The sequence below is a fragment of the Corynebacterium sp. HMSC05D03 genome, from assembly GCF_001807205.1.
In the GTDB taxonomy this organism is placed as follows: Bacteria; Actinomycetota; Actinomycetes; order Mycobacteriales; family Mycobacteriaceae; genus Corynebacterium; species Corynebacterium aurimucosum.
Genome location: NZ_KV788173.1, coordinates 138,622 through 159,966 on the forward strand (window position 1 = coordinate 138,622; position 21,345 = coordinate 159,966).

Here is a 21,345-nt window from a genome sequence, read left to right on the forward strand (position 1 = left end):
TCGGTCGCGGGGATTTTTAGTGCTTAGGATCGCCCGGGGTGGTGCGCTTCCAGGGGATTGTCGAAGTCCAAGCCGCGGACAGCGGAGGCTATGACCGATTGCGCCAAGGTTTCCACCTTTTCCTCCGGTAGCGACCGCAAATGACCGCTGAGGCACAAGACTGTGAAACCGTGCACAGTGGACCAGCCGGCCAGGCAATTCTGCATCATGTGTTGCTTACTGGGTTCCTGTCCGATGGAGCGCGCATACTGCTCCATGTAGCCGTAGAAATTGAATGTGGCCTGTACGCGTAGGTCCTCGCCGAGGCCCTCGGCCGCGGCCGCGAGTCCAGCTGGAATATCAAAACCGCTCGTGGCCATCATGCACTCGAAGAAGTTCTGCTCCTCCAAGGCGTAGTGGTAGTAGGCAAAACCAGCCGCCATCATCTTGTCGACGATGGTGCCTTCCGTCTCTTCGAAGGCCTCGCTGAGCTTGGTAATGAGTTCGTAGGTGGCGACGTCCGCGACGGCATCGAGAAGCGCGGCTTGATCCTTGAAGTGGCGGTAGGCGGCAGTAGGGGAGACGCCGACCGCGCGCGTTGCGGCGCGAATCGTCACCGCCTCCGGTCCTCCCTCCCGGCCAAGCTTGATGGCCTCCTGGAGGATCTCTTCATGCAAATTTCCATGGTGATACGGCTTCGAACTACTCACACTATAAGAATAGTACTAAAAGTCTATACATTCGCGCTAGTGTGTGGTGTCAACATGGTGAGCAGCATGAGTGCAGGTTCCTCGCTACATGTCACCGCATGCGGCACGTACGCCGGAAGGTGCACTATGCGTCCGGGAGCGAGCACCTCATCCTGTTCCTCGCAACTAAAAATCACCGATCCCCGGAGCACCTGCACGGTGATGGGGTGTGCGGCCTTGTGATCAGGTAGGTCTTGTCCAGGCAGGAAGGAGAAGAGGATGAGGTTTGCGCCGTCGGCACTGAGGACCCTCTTAACGGCTGGTCTGGGGCGTGTGGGGTGCGGCTCGGGGGCCTCATCGAGCAGATTCAGCGTTGCGAGGGCGGCGCTGTTGTGGGAGGCGTCGCCAAAGGTGGTTGCATCATTGATGGGAAGCTCAGTCATGCCGCCCCAGCGTAGCCCGTTAAGCTAGCAGGCATGGAACTACTCATTGGTCGCGTGGTGAAATCCCACGGCATTAAAGGCGAGGTCTCCGTCGAGGTGACCACCGATTCCCCTGAGACCCGATTCGCTGTGGGCGAGGTCCTTCACGGTAAGCAAGGTAAGAAGGAACATGAGCTCACCATTGCAGCGGTGCGATCCCATAAGGGCCGTCTGCTCATCACGTTTAAGGAAATCCCGGACCGCACGGCCGCGGATTCCCTGCGTGGCACCCAGTTCTTCGCCGAACCTCTGGATGACCCAGAAGACGACGGCTTCTATGACCACGAGTTGGAAGGCCTGCGCGTCCTCCTTGATGGCAAAGAGGTGGGTGAGGTGACCGGCGTGACGCACGGACCGACGCAGTCCCTCCTAGAAGTCACGCTCACCGAAGGCAAAGAAGCGCTCGTGCCCTTCGTGGAGGAGATCGTGCCGGAGGTCGATCTGGAGGCGGGGACCTGCACCATCACCCCGCCGGAAGGGTTGCTCGACCTATGAGGATTGACGTTCTCACCATTTTTCCGGAGTATCTCGACCCGCTGCGCCACGCACTGCTGGGCAAGGCCATCGAGCAGGGCAAGCTCGCGGTGGGCGTGCATGACCTGCGCCAGTGGGCCACCGACGTGCATAAATCCGTCGATGATTCCCCTTATGGGGGCGGCCCTGGCATGGTGATGAAGCCTGAGGTGTGGGGGCCCGCGCTTGACGACGTCTCCTCCGGCACCGCCTCCACCCAGGACCTGCAGAGCGCTCTGCCGCACCTGAGTAAACCGCGCCACGACGATATCCATGGCGTGGAGGCGCGCTCCTATGGTGAAAGTGAGAATTCGGACAAACCGCTGCTCATCGTGCCGACCCCTGCGGGCACGCCCTTTACTCAGGCCGATGCGCAAGCTTGGTCCGCGGAGGAGCATATTGTGTTTGCGTGCGGGCGCTACGAGGGCATCGACCAGCGCGTCGTCGACGATGCGCAGCACCGTTACCGCGTACGTGAGGTCTCCATTGGCGACTACGTGCTCATCGGCGGCGAGGTAGCTGTTCTCGTCATTGCTGAAGCCGTCGTGCGCCTCATTCCTGGTGTGTTGGGGAACCGGCGCTCGCACGAAGAAGATTCCTTCTCCGATGGCCTGCTGGAGGGGCCCAGCTACACCAAGCCGCGCGAGTGGCGCGGCCTTCAGGTTCCGGACGTGCTGACCTCCGGTGACCACGCCCGTGTGGACCGGTGGCGCCGCGAGCAGTCGCTGGCGCGGACGTGGCAGCGCCGCCCAGAGTTGCTGGATGCAGCGGAGCTAAGTGACGCCGATCGCGCCTACCTGGAAACCTTAAAGGAGGATTGAGATGGACGTGAGCACTGACTTGTCAATACTTATGACCGAAGCTGAATGGAACAAGGTCCTCGAAGGTATGCCGCAGCGTTTGCGTGAAGGCGGAGTCGAGCCACAGGACATCAACGCCGAGGTCGTGTCATTTACCTGCGAACCCGACAACATTCTGGTCAACGAGTACATGGATAAGCACGGTCAGCCACCGGTGGGTGAGCACGTGTGGAGGGTCATCGTCAACGGCTCTTCAGATTTACCGCTGACGAAGGTCACCGCGGCCGTCGCGGACTGTTTGCCGCCGCACACATTGTGGTACGGGACCTCAGAGATTGGTCACACCGAGTTTGGGCTGGGCACTTCCTGCGCGTGGCAGGGCGGGGTATAGGGTGAGAAGGTCTTAAGTCCCCGACCCATAAAGAGGTTTTGTGAATATCGCAGCCACCATCGCTGGAGAGCTGGGCGTCAAAGAGCAGTTTGTCGAAGCCGCCCTCAAGCTCATGGCGGAGGGTAACACCGTTCCGTTCATCGCCCGTTACCGCAAGGAAGCCACCGGCGAGCTGGATGACTCGCAGCTGCGTATCATCGAGGAACGCTCGACCTACCTGCGGGAACTGGAGGAGCGCAAGGAAACGGTGCTCGCCGCCATTGAGGAGCAGGGCAAGCTGACCGACGAGTTGCGTGCCCTCATTCAAGGCTGCGAAACCAAGGCGCGCCTAGAGGATCTGTACCTGCCGTATAAGAAGCGCCGCAAGACCAAGGCGGATATCGCGCGCGAGGCAGGACTTGAGCCGCTGACGGACAAACTCATTGAGAATCCTTCGGCGGATCCGGCCGAGCTGGCAGGGGAGTACCTCACTGAAGGCTTCGAGGAAGCGAAGAAAGCCCTCGAGGGTGCTCGCGCTATCTTGGTGGACCGTTTTGCACTGGACGCGGACCTCGTCGGCGAAGTGCGCGAGCGCATGTACACCAGCGGTTCCATGAATGCCGGTGTGGTGGAAGGCAAGGAAACCGAGGGCGCGAAGTTCAAGGACTACTTCGAGTTCTCTGAGCCTTTCGACAAGCTTCCCTCGCACCGCATCCTGGCGCTGTTGCGTGGTGAGAACGAAGGCGTGCTGCAGCTCAACCTCGATGCCGGCGATGACGCCATGTATGAGGGCATGATTGCGGAGCGCTTCGACTTGGACGTTGCCACCTCACGCTGGCTTGCCGACGCCGTCCACTGGGGCTGGCGCACCAAACTCTCCATCTCCTCGGGCCTCGACGTGCGCATGCGTCTCAAGGAGAAGGCCGAGGAAGGAGCGCTCAAGGTCTTCGCTACCAACTTGCGCGATGTTCTGCTGGCCGCCCCGGCGGGCCAGCGCGCGACGCTGGGCTTGGACCCGGGTTACCGTAATGGCGTCAAGTGCGCGGTCGTCGACCCGACGGGCAAGGTCCTTGCCACCACCATCGTCTACCCGCACCAGCCGCAGCAGAAGTGGGCTGAGGCGGTGAGGGAGTTGGCGTCGTTAAGCGCGGCTCATTCGGTGGACCTCATGGCGATTGGTAATGGCACCGCTTCGCGTGAGACGGAGAAGCTCGCCGGTGAAGTCGCGGACCTCATCGCGCAGGCGGGTGGGAAGCGGCCGAACCCGGTCGTGGTCTCGGAAGCCGGTGCATCGGTGTATTCGGCTTCGCAGCTGGCGGCCGATGAGTTCCCCGACATGGACGTCTCCCTGCGCGGCGCGGTGTCCATCGCGCGCCGCCTGCAGGACCCGCTGGCGGAGCTGGTGAAGATTGACCCGAAGGCCATCGGCGTGGGGCAGTATCAGCACGATGTCAACCAGGTCGCGCTCGCCCGCACCCTCGATGGTGTGGTGGAGGATGCCGTGAATGGCGTCGGCGTGGACCTTAATACCGCCTCGGCTCCGTTGCTGGAGCGCGTGGCCGGAGTGAACTCCACGATTGCGGCCAACATCGTGGCCTATCGCGATGAGAATGGCACGTTTGCTTCACGCAAGGAGCTGAAGAAGGTGCCGCGCTTGGGGCCGAAGGCCTTCGAACAGGCGGCTGGCTTCTTGCGCATCAATGGAGGTAAGGACCCGCTCGATGCCTCGGCCGTGCACCCGGAGGCTTACCCGGTGGTGGCGCGCATCGCGGATAAGACCGGGCTGGGGGTTTCGGAGCTCATCGGCAATTCGCGCGTGTTGACGAAGCTGTCGCCGGCGGACTTTGCTGACGATACCTTCGGTGTGCCGACGGTGACGGATATCATTGCGGAGCTGGACAAACCTGGCCGCGACCCGCGCCCAGAATTCAAGACGGCTACCTTCAAGGAAGGCGTAGACAAGGTCTCGGACTTGAAACCGGGCATGATTCTGGAGGGCACCGTGACCAACGTTGCGGCCTTTGGTGCCTTCATCGACGTTGGCGTGCACCAGGACGGGCTTGTGCATGTGTCCGCGATGAGCCACAAGTTCGTCTCTGACCCGCATGATGTGGTCCGTTCGGGCCAAGTGGTGAAGGTCAAGGTCATGGAGGTCGACGTGGAGCGCCAGCGCATTGGTTTGTCGCTGCGGCTTGACGACGAACCCGGCCAGCCCGCCCCCAAGCGCCGCAACGGCGGCGGGCGTTCCGAGGGGCGAGGCGGCCGTTCCGACCGGCGCAACGGTGGGCGTGGCCGCGCGGACCGCGGCGGCGGTGGCTCGATGGCCGATGCCCTCAAGAAAGCCGGCTTTTAAAGCTCATCTAGTCACGCGCCACAAACCCCTGACCGTTCAAACGGTTGGGAGTTTGTGAGTTTTTCGGCGGGCTGTTCTGCACGGACGGTGCATTGGACACGCCCGTGGGATGGAGCGATCGCCAAAGACTCGGAAGGCCTCAAGAAAGCTGAGGTTTCCGCGTGGCGCAGGGCTGAGTCCGCCGTGTTAAGAGGACATTCCGTGCTGGTGGGGAGCCGGTTCGGGGTGTGGACGTGTGCGGCTAAGCTGCCGCGAAGACTATCCGGGCGGCGACACAGTGCTGGGTGGTGATGGGTGTGGGTCCGGCGGATCGGGTGGTTGGCCTGGAGGAGTGCGCGTCGGGCTCGTGGCCTGCCGGTTTATGGCTTCTTGGTAGGCCGGCTGCCCGGTAATCGGTGTTCCCCAGGGCGGGATATAGTCAACGGGTCCTCTCAGCCGAAAGACATAGCCTCGGCCGGTTGGGCTGGTGGGGTCATCGTCGTTAATACCGTTGTGATAAGCGCACAACATGGTCAGGTTGGGCGGGTTGGTTTCTCCGCCCGCCTGCCAAGGGATGATGTGGTGGACCTGGCAGTAGTCCGCCGGTTTATTGCAGTCTTCGATCGCGCAGGTGGGGTGCTCCGCGCTGGCCATGATGCGTTGCTCGAGGCTGGCAAAGCGCGAAAGACGGTGCAGCCACACCGGGCCGATAGTGGGGTGGACCAGTGTGGCGTAGCCAGTTTCGGCGAACTTGTAGGTGAGAAACTCCGCGCCGCTCATGCGCCCGCCGTTGGTGAGCTCGAGTTCGATGTCATCGCCGTCATGACGGACGATTTTGTCGAGCTCATCGAGTGTTATCACGACGTTCGTTCCCACCGCCGGCCGAGACCCCACACCTTCTTTAAAGAAGACTTGACGGGTGGCGTCCAGGAGGTCAGTGGGGTTAATGGACTCCAGCGTGCTGCGCATGGTGGAGATGTTCAGCGCGGAGTCGGTAACCGTGAGTGAGTGCGGGCCGTTCTTGCGGTAGGTAAGGCGCACCCCAGGCGACGGCACGCGTTTCGGTTTGAGTTCTTTCAAACGTTCCGCCGCCACTGAAGGAATCCGTTCTGAAGGCGTGGATGCAAGTGTTACGCGCACATTCCAGACGTCGAGTTGCTTCTTCAGTTTGGCGGCGTAGGACTCAATGAGGCTTAGTGTGGCCAGGTCGTGGCCTTGGCGTCGGGCTGCTTGGCGGGCGGTGCGCTGCTTGCCGGTGAAGCGGGTATCGCCGAAATAGATGGCATGAAGTGACGCCAGCTCTGCCGCATCGCCGCGTGAGGCGCCCAGCGCGCGCAAGCTTTCGGGTGTGCTGGTTGCTGCTTCCACCAGCGCAATCCCCGAGTTACGAAGGCGGATGTAGGTCTCAATATCCCCCATGGGCACAGAGCCTAAAACAGGCCTTAAGGCCTCGCAACCGGAGGGGGGAAACGCCCTGTTCATGTGCCTTGTAACTCGGAGCTCACACGGGAGTAACCAGCACCCACACGGCCAAACGCAGTCACCAGGTCGTGATTCGGAGCTCGCACGGGAGTAACGGCATGGGGTGCAATGACACGAATAGCCATAAGTTTACAGAGCCAACATATTAGGTGGTATGTTTGGTGAAACAAATGAACTAGTGGTCCCGCTTATCGTTGTACTTCCTCTGAAAGTCCTGGGCAGAAGGCTATAAGCGGGCCAGAGCTAAAACCATGAGGAGGCGGGAATGCGCCGTGAGACGGAAGAAAGCCGGAAGAATGCTTCTTCGCCTGGCAAGGCAGCTAAGGGGAGCGCAGCAGGCCACGACAGTGAGGCGATGGGGTGGCACCGCGTCCTCGATTGGCGCCCCACGAGTACCTTGTCGCGCGTGCTCATCGTTTTCCTTCTCGTAGCACCCATCGTCATCGCGGGCACCATGATGTGGGCCATGTGGGACCCCTCTAAGTACATGCGCAACATTGATTTGGCGGTGGTGAATGAGGACGCGGGCGTCGAGAAGCAGGGCACCTATACCAACTACGGCGATCAGGTTGTGGAAGGCCTGATGGAGACGCAGTATCTGAATTTCGCCGAAGTCAGCAAGGGCGACGGGGATGAGGGCCTGCTCAAGGGCACATACCTCATGGTCGTGACCATCCCGAAGAACTTCTCCGAGCAGGCCGTCACCATCATCAGCGATAAACCGGTCAAGCCGGAGATTCACTTCGCCACTAATGACTACTACGGCACGAATGGCTCGGTGATTTCTTCCAGCCTCATCCCGCAGGTGCAGACCAGCGTGGAGAATGCGATTTCCAAGAAATACGCCGACCAGGTTATTGAGGGGCTGAATAAACTCAGCGATGGTCTGGGAACCGCGGCCGAGGGCGCCGGCCGTCTCGATGAGGGTGCGGGCAAATTGCAGGAAGGCGGCGGGCGCGCGGTCGAGGGAATCGCCAAGTTGGACGCCGGCGCGGGCGATCTCAACAACGGTACGGGCCAGCTGCTGGACGGCACGAACCGCCTGAATGACGGAGTAGGGCGCCTCAGCGATGGTGCCGCGCAGCTCGATGATGGCGCCGCGCAGCTTGCCGACGGCTCCGACAAACTGCTCGCCGGAACCGGCCGCCTAGCGGATGGCGCGGGCCAGATCGATGGCGGCGTCAACCAACTGACGGGCATGCTCATCCCGGTGCTCAAGCAGGCGCAGGCCGTAGCTCCAGCGCTGCTGCAACTTGTCGACGTCCTCCGTGGCCTCGGCATGCACCAGCAAGCCGACCAACTCTATTCCCTGGTCTCGAAGCTGGACCCGGCCGCCAGTGGAAACATGGTGGCGCAACTGGAAAAGCTCTCTGACGGCACCGGTCAGCTCTACTACAACCTGTCCGATCCCAACTCGGAGTACCTCGGCGGCATGATGGCCCTCAATGACGGTGCGCACCGCTTGTCCGATGGCTCGCAGCAGTTGCGCGCGGGTGTTGGCGAGCTGGGCGACGGTGCCGCCCAGCTGCAGGATGGTGCTTCCCGCTTGCATGAGGGCACCGGTACGTTGAAGGACGGCACGAGCCAGCTGGCAGCCGGTGGTACGGAGCTGAAGGATGGCATGGACCAGCTCAAGGCGGGCTCCAATGAGTTGGCTACCAAGCTTGCCGACGGTGCCGCCAAAGCCCCCTCCATTAGCCAGCCGGATACGTCCGCACAGAACATGGCCGTGCCCATCAACTTCACCTCCTCCAACCTTCACCCCGTACAGACGGTGGTCAGCCCGGTTGACCCGACCGAGAAGAACATCACGGGTGGCGCCTCGCTACTCTTCGTGCTGGTCTTCGGCTTCCTTGTGATGCTGCTCCTGGCGATGACGCTGCCGTACTACCTGGGCCGTCGCGGCGAGGCAGTTACGAGCCCGGTGCGTGGCATCCTCGCGGCCTTCGGCGTGGTGGCGGGGCTGAACTTCTTGGTCTTGGCCTTCATGGGCTTGATGTCCTCCACGATGGGCTGGAGTCCTGCCAGCTGGCCGATGATGTTGTTAGTCATCGCCGCCATCGCGGCCGTGGGTGCGGCGGCCTACCAGTTCTTCCTCGTAACCTTCGGCCGCAAGATTGGTGCCGTCTTCGCAGTCGGTGCCTTTGCCCTAGGCGTCATGGTCTTCGGCGGCGTGTGGCCCGTGGCCGCCATTCCACGCCCGCTGAGTTTGCTGCATCCTTTCCACCCGATGTCTTATGCGAAAAACGCCTTTACCCGCGCTACCGACGGCATCCACGATGGGACGTTCTGGGCCGGTATCGCGGTGCTGTTCATCGTGACCGCTCTGGCACTGGTGGCCTCTTGCGTGATTTTCCGGGCCCGTCACCATGGCACCGCGCGCATTCTCGACGAGCATCTCTTCCGCACGCCGGCGGCGGCTGGCGCCTAGAAATCGTGTGCTGCGAGCCCACCGGGCAGGTTGCGCAACTCGATGCCCATGTCCGCGGCGAGATCGGCGTAGCGCAGGACAAAGCCAGCGCTGCGTCCACCGGAGGGGCAGGCCACGTAGACCAGTTCGGATGCGCAGGCGGATAGTGCTCGGCGCACGGCATCGTCATCGGTGACAGTTTGCCAGGGCAGTGTCACTGTGGCATGAGGAAAGTTGGGCTCCTCGGAGATATCGAGGAGGGCAGCGTGGCCGGTGACAAGCTCCGGCGGCAGGGTGTGCCGGCCAGGTAGGGCAGTAACGAGGGAGCGGTCGGGATCGGCGACCACCCGCAATGTGCGGAAGCTACCGGGCAGCGCCTCATAGGAGGTGAGGCGGCCACGCAGCTCCTCGTAGTGCGGAAGCTTCCCCAACCAGCCCAGTGCCGCGGTGGCCATGAGCCCCGCGATGACCGATGTCGTAGCCCCCAGGACCCCCGCTGTGGAGCACTCGAGCGCCTCGCCACTAGGCGGGGCGGGGAAGAGATCGCGCAAGCCCACTCCGCGCCCGTCAGCACATGCATTCCCGGAGTGCCACAGCGCGGCTTGCCCGCCGTAGCGCAGCACGGTTCCCCAAGCCAGTGGGGTAGAGGTGAGCTCGCAGGCATCAGCGACGAGATACTTCGTATCGAAGGTATCTGAGCCGTCGAGGACGAGGTCGGCCTCGGAACACAGGTCGAGGACGGTGGAGGAGCCGAGGCGTTCTTTAAGCGCGGTGATGGTGAGCTCGGGGGCAAGCTCGCGGGCGCGCGCGGCGGCTACCTCGGCCTTGGGCTTGCCGAGGTCCCCTACACCAAACAGCACCTGCCTGTGCAGGTTGCTGATATCGACGGTATCGGAATCAATAATCGTGATTCGCCCGATGCCAGCCGCCGCCAGCTGCTGGAGCGCCGGGCAGCCGAGTCCGCCGGCGCCCACGACGAGCACGTGCGCGGCGTTGAGACGCTCCTGGGCCGAGTCACCGAAGCCGGGTAGAAGGCGTTGGCGCGCGGTGCGGGCGAGTTCATCTTTGCTGAGCATAGGTCCCTTTTGCGGCGGCGATCAATGTCACAGGTCTAGAGAACGTGGTCGGCCCAGGAGGCCAGGCCCTCAAAGGTGGAGGAAGCCTGGGCGTGCTCGCGCTGCGGGATGCGCCCTGCACTCCGGGCTAGGCGGCCGGCTTCGACGGCGTGGCGCATGGCGGTGGCCATGGCCTCGGGATCCTGGCAGCGGTTGACCGCGCTGGCGAGAAGCACGCCGGAGCAGCCCAGCTCCATGGCGAGGGTGGCGTCGGAGGCGGTGCCGATGCCGGCGTCGACAAGCACGGGCACCGAGGCACGTGAGCAGATGAGCTCGAGGTTGTGGGGATTGAGGATTCCCAGACCAGTGCCGATGGGGGCTCCGAGAGGCATGACGGCTGCCGCTCCGGCGTCTTCGAGGCGCTGGGCGGCTACGGGATCGTCGCTGGTGTAGGCCAGGACGGTGAACCCTTCGGCGCTCAGCAGCTCGGTGGCGTCGAGGGTTTCCACGACATCGGGCAGCAGCGTATGTTCGTCGGCGATGACCTCGACCTTGACCCAGGAGGTCCCCAGCGCCTCGCGGGCCATGCGGGCGGTGAGCACGGCCTCGCGCGCGGTGCGACACCCGGCGGTGTTGGGGAGTAGGGCGATGTCCAACCGGCGCAGCAGATCGAAGACACTCTCACCATCACGGGTACCAGTGTGGCGGCGCATGGCCACGGTAGTCAGCTCGGTTCCGGAGGCGACGAGCGCGCGCTCCAGGGCGTCGTGGCTCGTGGCCCCACCGGTGCCCATGATGAGGTGGGAAGAAAAGGTGGTCTCGGCGATGGTGAGCATTTAACCTCCTTGGACTGCGGTGAGGATTTCCACGGTTGCGCCTTCAGTGAGTGGGGTGGACTCCCACTGCGAGCGGGGTACGACTTGTTCGGACACGGCCACGGCGGTGCCGTCGGCGGCGATGTTCTGCTCGTCCAACAATTCGGTGATGGTCGTCGCTGAGGTGTCAGTGGGCTGGCCGTTGAGGATGAGGATCATGGCTGCTCCTTGAGGTGACGTAGAGGATCACAAGCGGTGAGATCGATGCTGGATTCGGTGCCTTCGATGAGCTCGCGTGTACAGCGCGCGGCCAGGGCCGTGAGCAGAATGCCGTGGCGGAAATAGCCGGTGGAGATGACGAGCTTGTCGCTGACGCGGCCGAGGTACGGCAAATCGTCTGGCGTGCCGGGGCGGGCACCCGCGCTGGCCTCGAGGAATTCGCACTCTTCGACGGCGGGCAGCACACGGATGGCGTCGCGAAGCAGCGCGTAGACACCGCCGGCCTGGGCCGTGGCAAGAGGATCCTCGCGGGTTGTAGCGCCAACCGCCAAGGTGCCGTCGCCGCGGGGGATGAGGTAAATGGGGCGGTCCTCCACGAAGCCGCGCACCACGCGGGTGAGCAGAGGCTGGAGCTCGTCCGGTACGCGCAGGCGCAGGATATCGCCGTATACCGGGCGCAGGTGTAGCGGAGATTCTTCGAGCCCGGCTGATGCAGCCCACTCGATGTCGCGTGCTCCCAGGCCTGCAGCGAGCACCACCTGTTCAGCTTCGAACTCGCCGACGGCCGTGGTGACCATGCCCGTGTCAGCATTGATCGACTGTGCTGCCGTGCGGAAGAAACGCACACCGAGTGCTTGGGCTGCGCTGAGCAGTGCAGCTGTCCACTGGCGGGGGAAAACCTGCGTGTCACCCGGAATACTCACCGCAGCAGCCAGACGTGGCGAGAGCAAAGGTTCGGCGCGCCGGGCTTCGCGCACGGTGATGCGCTCGACCTCCATGCCGTGGAGGGATTGATAGTCAGCCAGCTCGGTGAGGTGCTGAGCATCCGCACGGTCAGCGGAGACGACGAGGGTACCTTCGGCGCGGTAGCCAGTTGGGACCTCGGTGTGCTGAGCCACGAGATCGATAAGCTCCGGGTACCACGCGCCGGAGGCACGCATCAGCGGGAAGAGTGGATCCTGCTGGTAGACCACCTCCGCGGCGGGGGCGAGCATGCCCCCGGCATAGTGCGAAGCCCCAGAGGCCGGTGCCGGGTCCAAGACAGTGACCTTAAAGCCCCGCGCGGCCAACTCTACGGCGGTGGCCAGACCGATGACGCCCGCGCCGACGACGATGACTGAAGAATCAGAGCTAGTACTCATCGCGCACCTTCGTCAAAACCGGACAGCAGCGCGCGGCAATAAGCTTCTGGGTCCTCGGCATTCATGATGCCGCGCACGACGGCTAGTCCGGCCACACCAGTTGCCGCAAGATCGGCTGCATCCTCAGCGGTGACATCCCCGATGGCTACGAGTGGCACGCGGGAGAGCTTCACCAATTCCGGGTAGGCGTGAAGTCCTAAAGGCGTGCGGCCGGAGTCCTTCGTCGGAGTCGCGCGGAACGGGCCGCAACCGATGTAGTCAATGACATCTGCGACGTCATTGGCGGCCTCGACCAATTCGCGGGTGCCGGTGGTCAGACCGATAATCGCGTCCGGACCCAACAACGCGCGGGCAGCGGCGACGGGTAGATCATCTTGGCCGACATGCACGCCATGCACCGGCTCGCCGGCGTGGCGTAGGGCGGCGGCGACGTCTACGCGGTCGTCGATAAGCACGCGCGTTTCTGGGTTAGCCTTCGCCACCGCGCGGGCCACGTCGCGGCCTAAATAGAAAAGGTCGCGGGCAGAAATCGGCTTGGAGCGCACCTGCACGACCCCGGCACCGCCTCGCGCCGCTGCCGCAGCGATGCGCACGATCTCCGCAGGCGTGCCCGCGCCCGTGACGAAGTAGCAGCGAAGATCAGGCATGCGCGGTTTCTTCCTCCTGATAGAGCTGCGAACCTTGGGCCTTGAACTCTTCCGACATCTGTTTCTCACCGGCACGGGCAGCTGCCACGACCTCCGGATCAACGGCGTCCTTACCCGGAAAACTTGGCATACCAAGGGAGTCGGAGAAGGTATCCCGGATGTCCTGGCTGATGCGCATAGAGCAGAACTTCGGGCCGCACATGGAACAGAAGTGGGCGGTCTTCGCCGGCTCCGCAGGCAGGGTCTCATCGTGGTAGGCCTGCGCGGTGTCTGGGTCGAGGGAGAGCGCGAACTGGTCGTGCCAGCGGAATTCGAAGCGGGCCTTACTCATCGCATCATCCCACGCGCGCGCACCTGGGTGGCCCTTGGCCACGTCGGCTGCATGGGCCGCAAGCTTGTAGGTAATCACGCCGGTCTTCACATCATCGCGGTTGGGAAGCCCCAAGTGTTCCTTCGGTGTGACGTAGCACAGCATGGCCGTACCACCCATGGCGATGTGTGCCGCACCAATGGCGGAGGTGATGTGGTCATAGCCCGGTGCGATATCCGTAACCAGCGGGCCCAGCGTGTAGAAGGGAGCATCCGAGGCCCAGTCCTGCTCGAGCTCGTTGTTTTCCTGAATCATGTTGAGCGGGACGTGTCCTGGGCCTTCCACCATGACCTGGACGTCATACTCCCAGGCGCGCCGGGTGAGCTCACCGATGGTTTTGAGTTCAGCGAATTGGGCGGTGTCGTTAGCATCCGCCAAGGAGCCGGGGCGCAGACCATCGCCGAGGGAGAAAGCGACGTCGTAGCGCGCGAAAATCTCACAGAGTTCGTCGAAGTTCTCGTAGAGGAAGGACTCCTTGTGGTGCGCCAGGCACCAGCCTGCCATGATGGAGCCGCCGCGGGAAACAATGCCGGTGACGCGGTTCGTGGTCAGCGGCACGTAGGGCAAAAGCACGCCGGCGTGCACGGTCATGTAGTCCACGCCCTGCTCGCACTGTTCGATGACGGTATCGCGGAAAATCTCCCATGTCAGGTCTTCCGCGACACCATTGACCTTCTCCAGCGCCTGGTAGATGGGCACGGTGCCGATAGGAACCGGAGAGTTGCGCAGGATCCACTCGCGGGTGGTGTGGATGTCGTCACCGGTGGAGAGGTCCATGACGGTATCCGCGCCCCAGCGGGTGGCCCAGCGTAGCTTGGATACCTCCTCGGCGATGGAGGAGGTCACCGCGGAGTTGCCAATATTGGCGTTGATTTTGGTGAGGAACTTCCGACCGATGATCATCGGCTCCGACTCGGGGTGGTTGACGTTATTAGGCAGGATGGCGCGGCCACGGGCGATTTCGGAGCGCACGAACTCTGGGTCGCAGTGCTCGCGTAGGGCCACGAACTCCATCTCCTTGGTGATGATGCCCTGGCGCGCATAGTGCATCTGGGTAACGCGCTTGCCTTCCTTAGAACGCAGCGGTTGGCGACGCTCCCCCTTCCACTCCTGGGAAGCCGCACCGCGGCGCTCGGCCGAGCGGCCATCGTCAGCGAGGTTGCGTGCGCGGCCCTCATATTCCTCAACGTCCCCGCGCTCCGCAATCCATTCGGCGCGCAGTGCCGGCAGACCGACTTCGGGCTCACACTCCGGGCCACGTGTGCGGTAGATACGGAAGGGCTCATTGGGGCCGGTAGGGGAATCATCCAGCTGGATCTCGGTCTCCGGTACCTCCAGGCCATTCTCCCGGATGGGGGAGTAGGAGTGCTTGGGGTGGATCTCGCCGGAGTTGGTGGACTGGATGGGGTTATGGGTAGCCGTCATGGCTGCTCCTCTCTTCCTTCGCTGGTGCTAACCAGACAGGTTCGAACGGTGCAGGCGCGGTATCAGCGCCACTCTCAGCCCACTTCCCGTGGGCACCCGTGGGGTGTCAGTGCGCCACCCACCTTAGAGCCCGCAATGAGGAGATGTCAGGCGTTTGACGGAATTTGTTCTTCCGGGGTGGGGTGTGGAAAGATGACGATGTTCTGTGTAATAGGCACGAACCGGTCAGCTGCCGCGAGGTGGCGCTAGGGTCCTCTGTCTTAAACTGAAAAGGAAAACACCAATGGCAAACCTCATTGACAAGGTTGATGCAGCTTCGCTGCGCGACGATATCCCGTCCTTCCGCCCGGGCGATACCCTCGACGTCAACGTCAAGGTCATCGAGGGCACCACCGAGCGTACCCAGCTCTTCAAGGGTGTCTGCATCCGCCGTCAGGGCGACGGCATCCGCGAGACCTTCACCGTGCGTAAGGTCTCCTTCGGCATCGGCGTTGAGCGTACCTTCCCGGTTCACTCCCCGAACATTGCCTCCATCGAGGTAGTCCGCCGCGGCCGTGTCCGCCGCGCCAAGCTGTACTACCTGCGCGACCTGCGCGGCAAGAAGGCCCGCATCAAGGAGCGCCGCTAATTTACAGCGCATCACAGCCCTTCGCCTTTATCCTCACCGTGAGGAAAGGCGAAGGGCTTTCCTTTTGCCTTCTCCTTTTAGCGTGCGCCGCGCGGGGCCACAAGGCCCGTGAGGGCAAGACACATTGCTAGGATTTAGCCCGTGGAAAAAGAAAACGACATTACTGAAAGTTCCCAGGGGGTTGGGAGAGAGGCGTCGGAAAGCGCGGCGCCCCCAGCTGAAGAAAAGAAGCAGATGCCCTGGTTGCTGGAGACTGCCCTCGTAGTGGTCTCCGTGCTCGCAGTCGTCGGCATTTTCCAGAACTTTGTAGGCCGGCAGTACGTGATCCCCTCCGGCTCCATGGAGCCGACATTGCATGGTTGCGAAGGCTGCAATAACGACCGGATCTTTACCGAAAAGGTTTCCTACTACGGCGATAAGAGCCCGGAACCCGGTGATGTCGTGGTATTCAAGGGCACCCCGGACTGGGATAGCAACTGGGTGTCCCCGCGTTCCGATAACCCAGTGATCCACCGCATTCAGGATGCCCTGAGCTATGTGTCGCTCACCCCGCCCGATGAGAACACTCTGGTCAAGCGCGTTGTTGCCACCGGTGGCCAGACGGTGTCCTGCCAAGAAGGGGATCCGGCAGTCATGGTGGACGGCAAGCCCATTGAACAGGATTATGTGCAGGATCCACCGACCTATCGCGTTGATGAAACCACCGGTTCCTATGCCTGCGGCGGCGCGTACTTTGGCCCCGTGACCGTGCCGGAGGGCAATATCTGGGTGATGGGAGATAATCGCACGGCCTCCGCGGACTCGCGCTATCACATGCAGGATGAGTACCAAGGAACAATCCCCCTGGAGAATGTTCGCGGCAAGGTCATGTTCATCTTCTTCCCCTTCAACCGTATTGGTGGAGTCGATGACCCGGACATCCAGTCCTAGAGTTCGCGATGTTCTTTCGGCGCTGGCTGTCACCTTCGTGGCGCTGGCGTTGATTCAGGCCTTCGTGGGAAGGCTGTATCTCATCCCGTCTTCTTCCATGGAGCCCACCCTGCATGGCTGCCCGGGGTGTACGAATGACCGCATTGCGGTGCAGAAGGTGAGCTATTACTTCAGCGATCCGCGCCCGGGAGAGGTTGTGGTCTTTGCCGGTCCGGAATCGTGGAACACGTCTTTTGAGGTCAAGCGTTCCCACAATGTGTTTCTCCGCGGCATCCAAAATATGGCGGCTGTTGTGGGGCTGGCTCCCAACGGCGATAGCATTCTGGTCAAACGGGTCATTGCCACCGGGGGTCAGACCGTGTCGTGCCAGGAGGGCGATCCGGCCGTCATGGTGGACGGCCAACCCACCAACCAGGACTTTGTCCTCGATCCGCCGGAGATACCCGTCGATGAGCGGGTGGGATCGCAGGCCTGTGGCGGCGCGTACTTTGGGCCCGTCACCGTTCCCGAGGGGCACCTGTGGGTGATGGGGGACAACCGCACAAACTCTTTGGATTCGCGCGCGCACCTAGGCGATAAGCTCCAGGGCACCGTTCCAGTGGAGAACGTGCGCGGGAAGGTCGCTGCCGTGGTGGTTCCGATTAGCCGTGCGCACACTATCGAGGACATGCCCCTCTAACCGCTATGCGCCGTCTAAAACAGAAGAGAACCTATGAGGTCGCGCTCTCCAAAGCAGGGTTGGGGCCTGTTGCCGGGGTGGATGAAGCTGGGCGCGGAGCTTGCTGCGGGCCAATAACTATCGCCGCGTGTATTTTGCCGGATCGTATCCTGCCCGGCTTGGAGCGGCTTGATGATTCGAAGAAGCTCACGCCGGCGGCCCGGGAAAAGTTGGAGCCGGTGATCAAACGCCGTGCGCTGGCCTGGTCAGTGGTGCACATAGGCGCGAAGGATATCGATGCCTTTGGCATTCAGCATGCCAACCTGTCAGGAATGCGCCGTGCGGTGGCGCAGCTGGGGATCCGCCCGGGCTATGTGCTGAGCGACGCCCTCTTCGTCCCCGGCCTGCCCACCCCGCAGCTGCCGATCATCGCCGGCGATACCGCCGCACGTTGCATCGCTGCGGCTAGTGTTTTGGCCAAAGTTTCCCGGGACCGTCTCATGGTGGATGTGGCGAAGCACTACCCAGGCTATGCTCTGGAAACCCATAAGGGCTATGGCACAGCTGTGCATCAGGATGCCATCGCCCAGCTGGGGGCGACGCCTGAGCACCGTATGAGCTATCGCAATGTTGCTGAAGCTCATGCACGATTCCTCGCGCGCGCCTGAAGGCTTAGGCAGCAAGTGCGAACTAAGCTTGTGCTCAATCTGTGACACCGTGATCCCGGGTAATTGTGAGCGAAGGAGAAGCACACCGTGAGCGCTGAGGAACTCGATAACTACGAGGCTGAAGTCGAGCTGTCGCTGTACCGCGAATATCGCGATGTGGTCAGCCAATTCTCCTATGTGGTAGAAACCGAACGCAGGTTTTACCTGGCCAATGCGGTGGAGCTCATCCCGCATACCTCCGGCCCGGATGTCTACTACGAGGTCCGCATGTCGGATGCCTGGGTGTGGGACATGTACCGCTCGGCGCGCTTTGTGCGCTATGTCCGTGTGATCACTTACAAGGACGTCAATATTGAGGAGCTGGACAAGCCGGACTTTGTTCTCCCTGAATAGAGTTCTAGGTAAAGGAGTGCGGGGAAACGCTATCGAGGTGACCCCGGACTAGTTATCCACAGATTTGCGGTGGCGAGGGAAGAAGCCCTCGCCACCGGACTGTTGTGTGGGGTGTTCTGGAAGTGCCGTAAGGGGGGTGCGGCACGGGGATTTTCTTGTGTCGTGCTTACGGCGTGTTGTGTACACGTTCAATTCCAAGGAGCACCATAGTGACAAGAAATCTAGCAGCCTCTTTGCATTCGCCGACCGTGGGGCAGACCATTCGCCCCGCGGATGCACTAGGAAAAGCAGGGGAGAAATTCGCTGCTGACTTTTACCGCGCACGCGGGGCGCAGGTTATCGCCGCAAACGTTCACTACCGCGTGGGCGAGCTCGATCTCGTTGTGCGCGAGAGCGATGGGACCATTGTCTTTTGCGAAGTTAAGACTCGGGCTACCCGCAACTTTGGAGTCGCGGAGGCGGTAACCCCACGCAAGCTAAAGCGCCTGCGCAAAGCAGCCGCGGAGTGGCTGAGTACTGCGCGGAGTGAAAACCAGACATTAAGCAAGCTTCGTTTTGACGTGCTTGGACTCGTGGCCACCGGGGCACACTCTGGGGAAGCCTTCGAAGTGGAATATTTCCAGGGAGTTGATCATGGCTCTCGGTAGATGCGACACGATAGCGCTAGATGGAGTCCTGGCCCGGGTGGTCACAGTGGAGGCCAACGTTGGCCCCGGACTTCCCGGAGTTCACGTTGTGGGCCTGGGGGATGCAGCGATCTCCGAGTCGCGAGACCGCATCCGCACCGCGGTGAGCAATTCGCATTTGTCATGGCCTAAGACGAAGGTCGTGGTGTCCATGTCACCGGCGTCGCTGCCTAAAGCCGGGGCTCACTTTGACCTCCCGATGGCCTTGGCAATCTTAGCGGCCGGGCAGAGTGAGAAGAGTCGGCTCAGCGGGGCGCTCGTCCTCGGCGAGCTGGGATTGGACGGGCACGTGCGCCCAGTTTCTGGCATCATCCCGGCGATCCTGGCCGCGCGCTCGCAAGGCTATGACACCCTCATCATTCCTGTGGGAAATGCGGCCGAGGCGGCATTGGTGCCCGGAATGACAGTCCTCGTGGCCGAAACCCTGTGGGATGCTTTTGCCTGGGCGTGCGGGAGGGATTGTCTGCCGGATGCACATCTCATCGCACACGCGGCAGCGCCTGCCCGCGAACAGGTCGCAGACTTCAGCGAAGTCGCTGGCCAGAAAGAAGCCAAGTGGGCGGCGGAAGTCGCAGCCGCCGGCGGTCACCACGTGATGATGGTGGGACCGCCCGGCTCTGGAAAGTCGATGATTGCCTCGCGCTTGCCGGGCATTCTGCCGCGCTTGAGCATGGAGCAGGCGGTAGAAGCCACAGCCATCCACTCGGTGGCCGGGGACGTTGGTACCGCCGTTTCTCGCGCTCCCTTCATCGCACCGCATGCTTCGGTAACAAGGGCCGCGCTGATCGGTGGCGGCTCGGGGCGCCCGCGGCCAGGCGCGGTGAGCCTAGCCCACCATGGTGTGCTCTTCCTCGATGAAGTCAGTGAGGTTCCAGCGCAGGTTCTCGATAGCCTGCGCGCCCCTTTAGAAGAAGGACAGGTGCGCCTGACGCGAGCGAGCAGAGAAGTCATCTTCCCCGCACAATTCCAACTGGTACTAGCCGCGAACCCCTGCCGGTGTGGTGCCGAAGAACCAGCGCGCTGCGAGTGCCGTGCGGCAGACAGAATGAATTATCTGTCGAACCTTTCAGGGCCGCTGCGGGACCGCCTCGACATCATCGTGTCGCTATCGGGGCAATCCGCAGTGCTTCATGCCGAAGGGGAGGAAAGCTCAGCGGATATAGCGCAGCGCGTGGCTGCCGCCCGGGAACGGATGAAAGCGCGCTGGGAGGCTGACGGGTTGGGGAGCGTGGTCAATGGTGCCGTGTCCGCTTCCTATTTGAGGCGCCACCGCCCGGCGGCGGAGTCTGCGATGATTATGCTTGCTGCCTATCTAGCGGAAGGTGAGCTGAGCCAACGCGGAGTAGATCGGGTACTGCGTCTGGCATGGACCTTGGCAGACCTCGACGGCTCCGCACGCCCCGAGCTGGACCATGTCAGTCGGGCGTTGGATCTCCGCGGCGCCGGAACCATCGAAAGGCTGGCAGCATGAGCGAGCTCAATCTATCGAGTACCCGGCACACGTGGGCCTACCTTAACCGCGTTGTGGAGGGCCCCTCACCAACCCTCCACGGGCTGCTGAGCCAGTACCCGGCTGAGGAGATCGCCCGGGGAATCTACAAGGGCGAGGAATGGATCGGCCCCTTGCGGCAGGCGACGGCTTCGCGGCGCGATTGGCTGCGGCAAGAAGAAGACCTCGCCGCCGCGGAAGCGGTGGGGGCTCGACTGATCACACCCGCGGATGCGGAGTGGCCGGGAGAAGAGTTATCGCGAGCCTTTGGCTTCTACCACCAAGGAATGGTGGAAGCCCCAGCAACATTTGATGACCAAGCGTTTCCTCCTCACAGCCTGTGGGTCCGTGGAGGCAACCTGCGCGAAACGGTATCCCAATCGGTGGCGCTGGTGGGGACGCGTGCGGTGAGCCGATATGGCTGGGAAGCCGGCTCACTTCTGGCTAGCGGCCTTGCCTCCCACCAATGGACTGTGGTTTCCGGCGGGGCGGTGGGTGTCGATACAGCAGTCCACGAAGCCGCGCTGGATGCAGGAGGCCTAACGGTAGCAGTAGCGGCCTGCGGCATCGACATTTCTTACCCAGCGCGCAATGCAAGGCTCTTTGACAGAATCGCTGAGAAGGGATGCATCGTGTCAGAGTTCGCGCCGGGCACGCGGCCACAGCGTTTTCGCTTTCTATCCCGCAACCGCCTTGTGGCGGCGATGACGAGCGGTACCGTGGTGGTCGAAGCCGGATTCCGCTCTGGTGCGCTCAACACGTTGAACTGGGCGGAAGCACTGGGCAGGGTTGCCATGGCAGTGCCAGGACCCATCACCACATCTGGGTCCTTGGGTTGCCATCAACGTATCCAGGATGGGCGGGCTCAGTTGGTCGCCTCTGCGGATGAAGTGCGGGGTTTGGTTGGCAAGGCGGGCGAGGTGGACGTGGCCGGCCAATACGAACTGGAGTTTCAGCCGACTGCGGTGCAGCGTCTATCCCGCAATGAGCTTCGGGTATATGATTCCACCCCGCCGGAAAGCGCGGAGGAAGGCGCGAGCGCAGAAGATATCGCGGCGGCCGCAGGAATGCGAGTGGCGTTGACTATTCACCTGCTCGTAGCCATGCAAAAGATGGGGGTGATCACCCGCTCGGGCGCGATGTGGCAGCGCACCTGAGTACAC

Annotated in this window: 22 protein-coding genes and 1 riboswitch; of the genes, 13 read left to right on the plus strand and 9 right to left on the minus strand. The window is 62.5% G+C overall.

Translation table 11 applies throughout. The features are described 5' to 3' along the window. Positions 1–23: 23 nt before the first annotated feature. Positions 24–689, minus strand: a complete 666-nt coding sequence (locus HMPREF3147_RS05385; RefSeq protein ID WP_070445504.1) for a TetR/AcrR family transcriptional regulator — start codon at positions 687–689, stop codon at positions 24–26. Between the two features lie 23 nt (positions 690–712). Beyond that, positions 713–1,111 carry a cupin domain-containing protein gene (locus HMPREF3147_RS05390; protein WP_070445506.1) on the minus strand — a complete coding sequence of 133 codons (399 nt, stop codon included), beginning with the start codon at positions 1,109–1,111 and terminating at the stop codon, positions 713–715. 33 nt (positions 1,112–1,144) lie between these two features. Between HMPREF3147_RS05390 and rimM the strand changes: the two genes are divergently transcribed. The 4 genes from rimM to HMPREF3147_RS05410 are packed head-to-tail and all read left to right on the plus strand — an operon-like array spanning position 1,145 to position 5,186. Continuing rightward, positions 1,145–1,645, plus strand: a complete 501-nt coding sequence (gene rimM, locus HMPREF3147_RS05395) for a ribosome maturation factor RimM (RefSeq protein ID WP_070445508.1) — start codon at positions 1,145–1,147, stop codon at positions 1,643–1,645. Beyond that, positions 1,642–2,484, plus strand: coding sequence for a tRNA (guanosine(37)-N1)-methyltransferase TrmD (gene trmD / locus HMPREF3147_RS05400; protein WP_070445510.1), 843 nt, complete (start codon positions 1,642–1,644; stop codon positions 2,482–2,484). Before rimM ends, trmD begins: the two co-directional genes overlap by 4 nt. A gap of 1 nt (position 2,485) precedes the next feature. Next, the gene (locus HMPREF3147_RS05405; RefSeq protein WP_070445512.1) at positions 2,486–2,854 is read left to right on the plus strand and encodes a hypothetical protein; all 369 of its coding nucleotides are present in this window, start codon (positions 2,486–2,488) and stop codon (positions 2,852–2,854) included. Between the two features lie 40 nt (positions 2,855–2,894). Further along, positions 2,895–5,186 carry a Tex family protein gene (locus HMPREF3147_RS05410; RefSeq protein WP_070445517.1) on the plus strand — a complete coding sequence of 764 codons (2,292 nt, stop codon included), beginning with the start codon at positions 2,895–2,897 and terminating at the stop codon, positions 5,184–5,186. Between the two features lie 258 nt (positions 5,187–5,444). Here the strand turns inward: HMPREF3147_RS05410 and HMPREF3147_RS05415 are convergent, their stop codons facing one another. Further along, positions 5,445–6,584, minus strand: coding sequence for an HNH endonuclease signature motif containing protein (locus tag HMPREF3147_RS05415; RefSeq protein ID WP_070445519.1), 1,140 nt, complete (start codon positions 6,582–6,584; stop codon positions 5,445–5,447). Between the two features lie 328 nt (positions 6,585–6,912). Between HMPREF3147_RS05415 and HMPREF3147_RS05420 the strand changes: the two genes are divergently transcribed. Next, positions 6,913–9,078: a YhgE/Pip domain-containing protein gene (locus tag HMPREF3147_RS05420; protein ID WP_070445522.1), complete on the plus strand. Its 2,166-nt coding sequence runs from the start codon at positions 6,913–6,915 to the stop codon at positions 9,076–9,078. Here the strand turns inward: HMPREF3147_RS05420 and HMPREF3147_RS05425 are convergent. The 6 genes from HMPREF3147_RS05425 to thiC all read right to left on the minus strand — a co-directional run bounded on the left by HMPREF3147_RS05425 (position 9,075) and on the right by thiC (position 14,730). Beyond that, complete coding sequence (locus tag HMPREF3147_RS05425) at positions 9,075–10,133, minus strand: ThiF family adenylyltransferase (protein WP_070445524.1); 1,059 nt, start codon at positions 10,131–10,133, stop codon at positions 9,075–9,077. The two genes, HMPREF3147_RS05420 and HMPREF3147_RS05425, sit on opposite strands and share 4 nt — an antisense overlap. Before the next feature lie 35 nt (positions 10,134–10,168). Further along, positions 10,169–10,948 carry a thiazole synthase gene (locus tag HMPREF3147_RS05430; protein ID WP_070445527.1) on the minus strand — a complete coding sequence of 260 codons (780 nt, stop codon included), beginning with the start codon at positions 10,946–10,948 and terminating at the stop codon, positions 10,169–10,171. After that, a complete protein-coding gene (gene thiS / locus HMPREF3147_RS05435) occupies positions 10,949–11,146 on the minus strand; it encodes a sulfur carrier protein ThiS (protein ID WP_070445530.1) in 198 nt (65 codons plus the stop codon). Further along, a complete protein-coding gene (thiO, locus tag HMPREF3147_RS05440) occupies positions 11,143–12,288 on the minus strand; it encodes a glycine oxidase ThiO (protein ID WP_070445535.1) in 1,146 nt (381 codons plus the stop codon). The genes thiS and thiO overlap by 4 nt, the downstream gene beginning before the upstream one ends. After that, positions 12,285–12,935, minus strand: a complete 651-nt coding sequence (locus tag HMPREF3147_RS05445; protein WP_070445538.1) for a thiamine phosphate synthase — start codon at positions 12,933–12,935, stop codon at positions 12,285–12,287. The genes thiO and HMPREF3147_RS05445 overlap by 4 nt, the downstream gene beginning before the upstream one ends. Next, the gene (gene thiC, locus HMPREF3147_RS05450) at positions 12,928–14,730 is read right to left on the minus strand and encodes a phosphomethylpyrimidine synthase ThiC (RefSeq protein WP_070445541.1); all 1,803 of its coding nucleotides are present in this window, start codon (positions 14,728–14,730) and stop codon (positions 12,928–12,930) included. The genes HMPREF3147_RS05445 and thiC overlap by 8 nt, the downstream gene beginning before the upstream one ends. Further along, positions 14,726–14,840: riboswitch (TPP riboswitch) on the minus strand. It overlaps the preceding gene by 5 nt. Before the next feature lie 173 nt (positions 14,841–15,013). Here thiC and rplS point away from each other — a divergent pair. From rplS to dprA, 8 genes are all read left to right on the plus strand, one after another. Further along, positions 15,014–15,358, plus strand: a complete 345-nt coding sequence (gene rplS / locus HMPREF3147_RS05455) for a 50S ribosomal protein L19 (protein ID WP_010190405.1) — start codon at positions 15,014–15,016, stop codon at positions 15,356–15,358. 234 nt (positions 15,359–15,592) lie between these two features. Continuing rightward, a complete protein-coding gene (lepB, locus tag HMPREF3147_RS05460) occupies positions 15,593–16,288 on the plus strand; it encodes a signal peptidase I (protein ID WP_236659254.1) in 696 nt (231 codons plus the stop codon). After that, positions 16,266–16,967 (plus strand): signal peptidase I, encoded by a 702-nt coding sequence (gene lepB / locus HMPREF3147_RS05465; RefSeq protein ID WP_070445546.1) that lies wholly within the window; start codon positions 16,266–16,268, stop codon positions 16,965–16,967. Before lepB (HMPREF3147_RS05460) ends, lepB (HMPREF3147_RS05465) begins: the two co-directional genes overlap by 23 nt. A gap of 5 nt (positions 16,968–16,972) precedes the next feature. Then, on the plus strand, positions 16,973–17,614 hold the full coding sequence (locus HMPREF3147_RS05470; RefSeq protein ID WP_070445549.1) for a ribonuclease HII: 642 nt from the start codon (positions 16,973–16,975) through the stop codon (positions 17,612–17,614). An 87-nt stretch (positions 17,615–17,701) separates the two neighbouring features. Then, complete coding sequence (locus HMPREF3147_RS05475) at positions 17,702–18,007, plus strand: DUF2469 domain-containing protein (RefSeq protein ID WP_005528899.1); 306 nt, start codon at positions 17,702–17,704, stop codon at positions 18,005–18,007. A gap of 209 nt (positions 18,008–18,216) precedes the next feature. Continuing rightward, positions 18,217–18,654: a YraN family protein gene (locus tag HMPREF3147_RS05480; protein WP_070445552.1), complete on the plus strand. Its 438-nt coding sequence runs from the start codon at positions 18,217–18,219 to the stop codon at positions 18,652–18,654. Further along, the gene (locus HMPREF3147_RS05485) at positions 18,641–20,164 is read left to right on the plus strand and encodes a YifB family Mg chelatase-like AAA ATPase (RefSeq protein ID WP_070445555.1); all 1,524 of its coding nucleotides are present in this window, start codon (positions 18,641–18,643) and stop codon (positions 20,162–20,164) included. Before HMPREF3147_RS05480 ends, HMPREF3147_RS05485 begins: the two co-directional genes overlap by 14 nt. Then, positions 20,161–21,339 (plus strand): DNA-processing protein DprA, encoded by a 1,179-nt coding sequence (gene dprA, locus HMPREF3147_RS05490; RefSeq protein ID WP_070445558.1) that lies wholly within the window; start codon positions 20,161–20,163, stop codon positions 21,337–21,339. The genes HMPREF3147_RS05485 and dprA overlap by 4 nt, the downstream gene beginning before the upstream one ends. Positions 21,340–21,345 lie beyond the last annotated feature (6 nt).

Excerpts from the sequence above, each read along its gene's own strand:
- rimM (WP_070445508.1), top strand. The coding sequence starts at position 1,145 with ATGGAACTACTCATTGGTCGCGTGGTGAAATCCCACGGCATTAAAGGC.
- HMPREF3147_RS05485 (WP_070445555.1), top strand. The coding sequence starts at position 18,641 with ATGGCTCTCGGTAGATGCGACACGATAGCGCTAGATGGAGTCCTGGCC.
- thiC (WP_070445541.1), bottom strand. The coding sequence starts at position 14,730 with ATGACGGCTACCCATAACCCCATCCAGTCCACCAACTCCGGCGAGATC.
- HMPREF3147_RS05445 (WP_070445538.1), bottom strand. The coding sequence starts at position 12,935 with ATGCCTGATCTTCGCTGCTACTTCGTCACGGGCGCGGGCACGCCTGCG.
- HMPREF3147_RS05405 (WP_070445512.1), top strand. The coding sequence starts at position 2,486 with ATGGACGTGAGCACTGACTTGTCAATACTTATGACCGAAGCTGAATGG.
- rplS (WP_010190405.1), top strand. The coding sequence starts at position 15,014 with ATGGCAAACCTCATTGACAAGGTTGATGCAGCTTCGCTGCGCGACGAT.
- HMPREF3147_RS05430 (WP_070445527.1), bottom strand. The coding sequence starts at position 10,948 with ATGCTCACCATCGCCGAGACCACCTTTTCTTCCCACCTCATCATGGGC.
- lepB (WP_236659254.1), top strand. The coding sequence starts at position 15,593 with ATGCCCTGGTTGCTGGAGACTGCCCTCGTAGTGGTCTCCGTGCTCGCA.
- HMPREF3147_RS05470 (WP_070445549.1), top strand. The coding sequence starts at position 16,973 with ATGCGCCGTCTAAAACAGAAGAGAACCTATGAGGTCGCGCTCTCCAAA.
- lepB (WP_070445546.1), top strand. The coding sequence starts at position 16,266 with ATGACCCGGACATCCAGTCCTAGAGTTCGCGATGTTCTTTCGGCGCTG.
- HMPREF3147_RS05420 (WP_070445522.1), top strand. The coding sequence starts at position 6,913 with ATGCGCCGTGAGACGGAAGAAAGCCGGAAGAATGCTTCTTCGCCTGGC.
- trmD (WP_070445510.1), top strand. The coding sequence starts at position 1,642 with ATGAGGATTGACGTTCTCACCATTTTTCCGGAGTATCTCGACCCGCTG.
- dprA (WP_070445558.1), top strand. The coding sequence starts at position 20,161 with ATGAGCGAGCTCAATCTATCGAGTACCCGGCACACGTGGGCCTACCTT.
- HMPREF3147_RS05390 (WP_070445506.1), bottom strand. The coding sequence starts at position 1,111 with ATGACTGAGCTTCCCATCAATGATGCAACCACCTTTGGCGACGCCTCC.
- thiO (WP_070445535.1), bottom strand. The coding sequence starts at position 12,288 with ATGAGTACTAGCTCTGATTCTTCAGTCATCGTCGTCGGCGCGGGCGTC.
- HMPREF3147_RS05425 (WP_070445524.1), bottom strand. The coding sequence starts at position 10,133 with ATGCTCAGCAAAGATGAACTCGCCCGCACCGCGCGCCAACGCCTTCTA.
- thiS (WP_070445530.1), bottom strand. The coding sequence starts at position 11,146 with ATGATCCTCATCCTCAACGGCCAGCCCACTGACACCTCAGCGACGACC.
- HMPREF3147_RS05415 (WP_070445519.1), bottom strand. The coding sequence starts at position 6,584 with ATGGGGGATATTGAGACCTACATCCGCCTTCGTAACTCGGGGATTGCG.